We start from the raw sequence: 6098 nt of genomic DNA, 5'->3' as shown, positions 1-6098 counted from the left end.
GATGCTCAAAGAATTAAACTTCGTAATGAATTACGTGTTCACTCTTGAGACTTGGTATTCATTTTTCGTCTTGCGACGTTAAGAATCCGTATCTTCGAGTGCCCACACAGATTGTCTGATAAATTGTTAAAGAGCAGTGCCGCTTCGCTTTTTCTCAGCGGCGCGGGGTGTGTATAATACACTTTCCCGCTACAGAGTCAAGCATTTTTTTTGCTTTTCTCTGTTGAGATTCTCAGGAGAACCCCGCTGACCCGGCGGCGTGTTTGCCGTTGTTCCGTGTCAGTGGTGGCGCATTATAGGGAGTTATTCCGGCCTGACAAGCGAAAAATATAAAAACTTTATCGTTCGCTCATTTTTCAGGCAAAACATCTTAAATATAGTCTTTTCCGTCTAACTTATAGACAAAAACGAGCCCCGAAGGGCTCGTTTTATCATTACTGGACAGCTACAATCCGGTCTTCATTAACTTCCAGGCGAATCACTTTACCCGGAACCAATTCACCAGACAGTATTTGCTGTGCCAGCGGGTTTTCGATCTGCTGCTGGATAGCACGTTTCAAAGGACGTGCACCATAGACTGGATCGTAACCGTTCTCGCTCAGCAGTTTCAGCGCCTCGTCAGAAATGTGGATTTCATAACCACGTTCTTCCAGACGTTTGTACAGACGTTTCAACTGAATCTGCGCAATCGAGGCAATGTGCTGTTCACCCAGCGGATGGAAGACCACCACTTCATCAATACGGTTAATGAATTCCGGACGGAAGTTATGGCTTACCACACCGAGCACCAGCTCTTTCATGTGCGCATAATCCAGTTCACCGAAGCGTTCCTGAATCAAATCGGAACCGAGGTTAGAGGTCATAATGACAACCGTATTACGGAAGTCGACCGTTCTCCCCTGCCCGTCAGTCAGACGACCATCATCCAGTACCTGCAACAGAATGTTGAAGACATCCGGATGCGCTTTTTCCACTTCATCCAGCAGGATGACGGAATACGGACGACGACGCACAGCTTCGGTCAGGTAGCCACCTTCTTCATAACCGACATATCCCGGAGGCGCACCAACCAGACGAGACACCGAGTGTTTCTCCATAAACTCGGACATATCGATACGGACCATCGCCTCGTCGCTATCAAACATAAAGTTCGCCAGCGCCTTACAAAGCTCAGTTTTCCCCACACCCGTTGGGCCGAGGAACAGGAATGAACCAATCGGGCGATTTGGATCCGCCAACCCCGCACGGCTACGGCGAATAGCGTTAGATACCGCATCAACCGCTTCGTTCTGACCAATGACGCGATGGTGCAGTTCTTGCTCCATACGCAGCAGTTTTTCGCGCTCGCTTTCCATCATGCGAGAAACCGGAATCCCCGTCCAACGCGCCAGCACTTCAGCAATTTCGGCGTCGGTCACTTTATTACGCAACAGACGCATAGTTTTGCCTTCGAGCTGCGTTGCGGCTTCCAGTTGCTTTTCCAGTTCCGGGATTTTGCCGTATTGCAGTTCAGACATCCGCGCCAGGTCCCCCACACGGCGAGCCTGTTCAATAGCGATTTTCGCCTGTTCCAGTTCCGCTTTAATGGTCTGCGTACCAGAAAGCGATGCCTTCTCTGCTTTCCACTCTTCTTCTAACTCGGAGTACTGACGTTCTTTGTCGCTCAGTTCTTCGTTGAGCATATCCAGGCGTTTTTTACTGGCTTCATCAGACTCTTTCATTAACGCCTGTTGTTCCAGTTTGAGCTGGATGATACGACGATCGAGTCGGTCGAGTTCTTCTGGTTTTGAGTCAATCTGCATACGAATGCTGGATGCTGCTTCATCGATCAGGTCGATGGCTTTATCCGGCAGCTGACGGTCAGCAATGTAGCGATGAGACAACGTCGCTGCTGCAACAATTGCCGGGTCAGTAATTTGCACATGGTGGTGCAATTCGTAACGTTCTTTCAGGCCACGCAGAATCGCAATGGTATCTTCAACAGAAGGCTCGGCAACAAACACTTTCTGGAAACGACGTTCCAGCGCAGCATCTTTTTCGATGTACTGGCGATATTCGTCAAGCGTCGTGGCACCTACGCAGTGCAATTCACCACGCGCCAGCGCCGGTTTCAGCATGTTTCCGGCGTCCATTGCGCCATCGGCTTTACCCGCGCCGACCATGGTATGTAATTCGTCGATAAACAGGATGACGTTGCCTTCCTGTTTGGCAAGATCGTTAAGCACGCCTTTTAAACGTTCTTCAAACTCACCGCGATATTTCGCCCCAGCCACCAGCGCACCCATATCCAGCGCCAGTACGCGGCGGCCTTTCAATCCTTCCGGCACTTCGCCGTTGATAATACGCTGCGCCAGACCTTCAACGATGGCAGTTTTACCGACGCCGGGTTCACCAATCAGTACCGGGTTATTTTTAGTACGACGTTGCAGCACCTGAATGGTACGGCGAATTTCTTCATCACGACCAATCACCGGATCGAGTTTGCCCTGTTCGGCTCGTTCGGTAAGGTCGATGGTATATTTTTTCAAAGCCTGACGTTGGTCTTCAGCACCTTGATCGTTCACGCTTTCACCTCCACGCATTTGTTCAATCGCTTGAGTAATGTTGGCGGTGGTCGCCCCTGCTGCTTTCAGGATGTCGGCCAGCGTGCCGCGAGACTCAAGTGCCGCCAGAACGAACAGTTCTGACGAGATAAAGTTATCACCTCGTTTTTGCGCCAGCTTGTCGCAAAGATTAAGAACGCGCACCAGATCCTGTGATGGCTGGACATCACCACCAGTACCTTCAACCTGCGGTAAACGATTTAATGCCTGATTGATATCTGTGCGCAACTGGCCAGCATTTATGCCAGCGGATGTTAATAAAGGACTAACCGAACCCCCTTCCTGATTCAGCAGGGCGCTCATTAAATGAAGTGGTTCGATGAATTGGTTGTCGTGCCCGAGTGCAAGTGATTGGGCATCGGCAAGAGCAAGCTGGAATTTATTAGTAAGACGATCCAGACGCATAACTCCTCCCATAACGGATCAAAGTTGCTACTGGAGATTAAATGAGGTCATCCCTCAATTATTCAAGGTTATTGACCAGATTAATGTGAAAAGAAAATCACGCGTACCGAATCGTCTTGATTCTTTAGGTTATATCAGCCAAATGAAACTTGCCATACGACCGGTGGTCTTGTCGCGACGATAAGAGAAGAAAGTCTCATTTTCCGTATATGTACAACGGTCGCCGCCGAAAATTTGCTCAACACCCACGTTCGCCAGACGCTGCCGGGCAAGCTGATAAATATCCGCCAGATACTTATCACCATGCTGAATGAAAGCTGCACTTGCTTTAGCGTCTACTGCCATAAACGCCTCGCGAACCTCCGCCCCCACTTCGAACGCGCGTGGACCAATTGCCGGCCCTAACCAGGCGAGAATGTTTTCAGGTTTATCAGCAAAACAGGAAACCGTCTCTTCCAGCACGCCTGCGCACAGTCCACGCCAGCCAGCATGAACGGCGGCGACTTCCGTTCCCGCTCGATTGCAAAACAGCACAGGGAGGCAGTCGGCAGTCATCACTGCGCAAACCGTGCCGGGCGTATTGCTATAAGAGGCATCCGCCCGTTTTGAGGCATAAGGTTCGCCAGTGAGCTTAAGCACATCTTTGCCGTGTACCTGCTCAAGCCAGACCGGTTTTGAAGGCAAATTTCCCGCAGCAAAAAGTTGCTTGCGATTCTCCTCTACGTGCTCCGGGTTATCACCACAATGAGCGCCAAGGTTGAGAGAGTCGTAAGGTGGCAAGCTCACGCCGCCGATACGGGTAGAGCTACAGGCCGCAACACCTTTTGGCAGCGGCCACTGCGGGACAATCAGCTTACTCATAACCAGTCCACTTCATCCTTATGCTCTTCGAAATCGGCGCGCATAACCTCAATCAACTCCACCATATCTTCTGGAATAGGCGCATGCCATTCCATTTCGATGCCGGAGATCGGGTGATAAAGACGCAGCATAGTTGCATGAAGCGCCTGGCGGTCAAACTTACGCAGCGTGGAGATAAACGCTTCCGAAGCACCTTTTGGCGGACGCGGACGGCCACCATAAACCGGATCGCCCACCAGCGGATGGGTAATATGCGCCATATGCACGCGGATCTGGTGCGTACGTCCGGTTTCCAGACGCAACCGCAGACGCGTGTGCACACGGAAGTGTTCCATGATGCGATAGTGAGTGACCGCCGGTTTGCCCATGGGATGCACCGCCATGTGAGTACGTTTGGTCGGGTGGCGGCTGATTGGTTCATCTACTGTACCGCCAGCGGTCATATGACCAATTGCCACCGCTTCATACTCACGAGTAATTTCACGCCTTTGCAAAGATTCGACTAAACGCGTCTGAGCCGGAACGGTTTTTGCCACAACCATCAGGCCAGTGGTGTCTTTATCCAGACGATGGACGATGCCCGCACGCGGTACATCGGCAATGGGCGGATAATAATGAAGCAACGCATTCAGTACCGTGCCATCCAGGTTACCCGCGCCAGGATGTACCACCAGGTCGCGCGGTTTATTAATGACGATGATATCTTCATCTTCATAGACGATATCCAGCGGGATATCCTGCGGTTCAAAACGCGCTTCTTCTTCAATCTCAGCGTTGATGGCAACCTGCTCGCCACCCAATACTTTTTCTTTCGGCTTATCACAAACTTTGCCGTTTACCAGCACGCGCTGGTCGAGGATCCATTCTTTTATTCGCGAACGTGAATAATCCGGGAACATTTCGGCCAAAGCCTGATCTAAGCGTTGACCGAGTTGGTTTTCGGACACCGTTGCAGTGAGCTGTACTCGTTGTGCCATATATACTGCTTCTTCGTTTATCGTTGGGGTTTTACGGCTTTGCCGTTTAATATAGTGTGCTATTGTAGCTGGTCTTAACCGGGAGCAGGAACAGAGAATCTCCCGTATTACATTTTGAGGAAAGTCAAAACGTCATGACGCGCATGAAATATCTGGTGGCAGCCGCCACACTAAGCCTGTTTTTGGCGGGTTGCTCGGGGTCAAAGGAAGAAGTACCTGATAATCCACCAAATGAAATTTACGCGACTGCACAACAAAAGCTGCAGGACGGTAACTGGAGACAGGCAATAACGCAACTGGAAGCATTAGATAATCGCTATCCGTTTGGTCCGTATTCGCAGCAGGTGCAGCTGGATCTCATCTACGCCTACTATAAAAACGCCGATTTGCCGTTAGCACAGGCTGCCATCGATCGTTTTATTCGCCTTAACCCGACCCATCCGAATATCGATTATGTCATGTACATGCGTGGCCTGACCAATATGGCGCTGGATGACAGTGCGCTGCAAGGGTTCTTTGGCGTTGACCGTAGCGATCGCGATCCTCAACATGCACGAGCTGCGTTTAGTGACTTTTCCAAACTGGTGCGCGGCTATCCGAACAGTCAGTACACTACCGATGCAACCAAACGTCTGGTATTCCTGAAAGATCGTCTGGCGAAATATGAATACTCCGTTGCTGAGTACTATACAGAACGTGGTGCATGGGTTGCCGTCGTTAACCGCGTAGAAGGCATGTTGCGCGACTACCCGGATACCCAGGCTACGCGTGATGCGCTGCCACTGATGGAAAATGCATACCGTCAGATGCAGATGAATGCGCAAGCTGAAAAAGTAGCGAAAATCATCGCCGCAAACAGCAGCAATACATAACAGAAACCTGAAACACAAAACGACAGCCCTTGAGCTGTAATGCCGATCAGTTAAGGATCAGTTGACCGATCCAGTGGCTGTGTAAGAATCCGGAAACGCTCACTTGTTTCCGGATTTTTTTATGCACATTGGACAGGCTCTTGATCTGGTATCCCGTTACGATTCTCTGCGTAACCCACTGACTTCTCTGGGGGATTACCTCGACCCCGAACTCATCTCTCGTTGCCTTGCCGAATCAGGTACTGTAACGCTACGCAAGCGCCGTCTTCCCCTCGAAATGATGGTCTGGTGTATTGTTGGCATGGCGCTTGAGCGTAAAGAACCTCTTCACCAGATTGTGAATCGCCTGGACATCATGCTGCCGGGCAATCGCCCCTTCG

The 6098-nt window shown here is 50.7% G+C and carries 5 protein-coding genes; 2 read left to right on the top strand and 3 right to left on the bottom strand.

Annotated features, from left to right (window positions below; all coding sequences use genetic code 11):
* Nucleotides 1-434: 434 nt before the first annotated feature.
* From clpB to rluD, 3 genes are all read right to left on the bottom strand, one after another.
* Complete coding sequence (gene clpB / locus BGK49_RS08455) at nt 435-3008, bottom strand: ATP-dependent chaperone ClpB (RefSeq protein WP_001235102.1); 2574 nt, start codon at nt 3006-3008, stop codon at nt 435-437.
* A gap of 129 nt (nt 3009-3137) precedes the next feature.
* Nucleotides 3138-3869, bottom strand: coding sequence for a purine nucleoside phosphorylase YfiH (gene yfiH, locus BGK49_RS08450; protein ID WP_000040159.1), 732 nt, complete (start codon nt 3867-3869; stop codon nt 3138-3140).
* Nucleotides 3866-4846, bottom strand: a complete 981-nt coding sequence (gene rluD, locus BGK49_RS08445) for a 23S rRNA pseudouridine(1911/1915/1917) synthase RluD (RefSeq protein WP_000079103.1) — start codon at nt 4844-4846, stop codon at nt 3866-3868. The genes yfiH and rluD overlap by 4 nt, the downstream gene beginning before the upstream one ends.
* 134 nt (nt 4847-4980) lie before the next feature.
* Between rluD and bamD the strand changes: the two genes are divergently transcribed.
* Nucleotides 4981-5718: an outer membrane protein assembly factor BamD gene (gene bamD / locus BGK49_RS08440; RefSeq protein WP_000197686.1), complete on the top strand. Its 738-nt coding sequence runs from the start codon at nt 4981-4983 to the stop codon at nt 5716-5718.
* Between the two features lie 103 nt (nt 5719-5821).
* A partial coding sequence (locus tag BGK49_RS08435) for a transposase domain-containing protein (RefSeq protein ID WP_024249094.1) occupies nt 5822-6098 on the top strand: 277 nt, incomplete at its 3' end.

Origin of the sequence: Shigella sp. FC1544 (assembly GCF_001722145.1) — a bacterium.
GTDB classification, from domain to species: domain Bacteria; phylum Pseudomonadota; class Gammaproteobacteria; order Enterobacterales; family Enterobacteriaceae; genus Escherichia; species Escherichia coli.
Note: the sequence above shows the minus strand (reverse complement) of the source record. Positions and strands in the feature narration are given on the sequence as shown.

Coding starts and splice junctions, on each gene's coding strand:
- clpB (WP_001235102.1), bottom strand. CDS start 3,008: ATGCGTCTGGATCGTCTTACTAATAAATTCCAGCTTGCTCTTGCCGAT.
- yfiH (WP_000040159.1), bottom strand. CDS start 3,869: ATGAGTAAGCTGATTGTCCCGCAGTGGCCGCTGCCAAAAGGTGTTGCG.
- rluD (WP_000079103.1), bottom strand. CDS start 4,846: ATGGCACAACGAGTACAGCTCACTGCAACGGTGTCCGAAAACCAACTC.
- bamD (WP_000197686.1), top strand. CDS start 4,981: ATGACGCGCATGAAATATCTGGTGGCAGCCGCCACACTAAGCCTGTTT.